The organism is Blastomonas sp. 34TW (assembly GCF_059803595.1).
In genome coordinates this window covers 1-1,303 of sequence record NZ_JAPFGW010000048.1, presented here as the reverse complement: position 1 = coordinate 1,303, position 1,303 = coordinate 1, and the positions used below count along the sequence as shown (strand labels likewise).

Here is a 1,303-nt window from a genome sequence, read left to right as displayed (position 1 = left end):
GGGGTCAGGACATAGAACGGGCACAGATATACGCTAAGCGTCTCTGCGCGCACTTATGGGTCGACTCTATGCGTCGACGACTCCAGCATTCCAAAGGCATCCATCGGACAGTTGTAGCATCGCCTCTCGTCGCAGAGCCGGCATATCGTCAGCGCCGAGACAGCGTCGTCAGACATCTGCGCAAGTATTGTCTCGGCAATACGTTCCAGCACGAGGCGGTCAGCATTCGAGACATGGCTAAGGATTTCGGATAAAGTCTCGTTTCTTCGTTGCAGGATCGCAGATAGGCGAGTCTCGCCTGCCTCAGTGAGCATCAGCGCTACTGCACGACGGTCCCGTAGCGCTTTGGATCGAACGGCGAACCCGGCTGCAACCAATCGATCGACAAGCCGCACCGTCCCCGCGTGGGACAAGCCTAGCACCCGTCCTAATTCGTCGATCGAAAGACCGGTCGCGTGACCGATGACGACGATCGCCGCGGTGGTTTCGCCACCGCCGGGTATCGTCGGGTCGAATGCCGCCTTCTTAATTCGATCGGTGATGCCCACTGCGAGGGCGCCGAACAGATTGACGAGCCGGTCCGAGAGTACGTTCAAAGGGTTGCCTCATTCATTGACGGCGTATAGTGTATGCGCAGCGCATATATCACGCCTGTCTAAGCATGAAGGCAGGTCATGCGCCATGATGAAAGCGAGGCACCATGTTTTCGACATTACACATAGCTGAAAAGACGACCGGCTCTCGCGGGTCTCTCGCGTTGCTGCGCTGGGCGCTGGTGGTCATCTTTCTCTGGTTCGGTTGCATGAAATTCACGAGCTATGAAGCGATGGGCATCGCGCCATTGATGAAGAACAGTCCGATCATGAGCTGGATTCCGGCCGTTTTTGGGGTGCAGGGTGGAAGCTATTTTATAGGCACCGTCGAGCTCGCGACGGCCGCTGCGCTGATTATCGGTGCTTTCAACAAGACGGCCTCCGCTCTCGGCGCGGCGATGTCATGCCTGACTTATGCCGTGACACTGACGTTTTTCCTGAGCACGCCTGGCGTCGCCGAGCCGACCGCTGGCGGGTTCCCGGCGATTTCGGCCGGAACCGGACAGTTCCTGTTGAAGGACCTGGTGCTTCTTGCGGCATCAGCGTGCCTTCTACTTGCGTCCATACGGACAGCAGACGCGTGACGGCAAACAGGTGATAGGCGACGCTCCGGACCTGCGCTTTTGCCGAACCATACCCGCCTCAGCCCATAACGATCGACAAACCCTGTCGCTTTGATAGGGTGTTCGAAAACATGCTTTCGAGGGTTT

At 57.7% G+C, this 1,303-nt stretch carries 2 protein-coding genes; one reads left to right on the top strand and one right to left on the bottom strand.

Translation table 11 applies throughout. The features are described 5' to 3' along the window. Positions 1 to 53: 53 nt before the first annotated feature. Complete coding sequence (locus OPU69_RS19910) at positions 54 to 596, bottom strand: MarR family winged helix-turn-helix transcriptional regulator (protein WP_010339851.1); 543 nt, start codon at positions 594 to 596, stop codon at positions 54 to 56. A gap of 104 nt (positions 597 to 700) precedes the next feature. Here OPU69_RS19910 and OPU69_RS19905 point away from each other — a divergent pair, with 104 nt between their 5' ends. After that, the gene (locus tag OPU69_RS19905; RefSeq protein ID WP_010339850.1) at positions 701 to 1,177 is read left to right on the top strand and encodes a YkgB family protein; all 477 of its coding nucleotides are present in this window, start codon (positions 701 to 703) and stop codon (positions 1,175 to 1,177) included. Positions 1,178 to 1,303: the final 126 nt, after the last annotated feature.

What these genes read in the sequence shown, in the direction of transcription:
- OPU69_RS19905 (WP_010339850.1), top strand. Translation starts at nt 701, where the DNA reads ATGTTTTCGACATTACACATAGCTGAAAAGACGACCGGCTCTCGCGGG.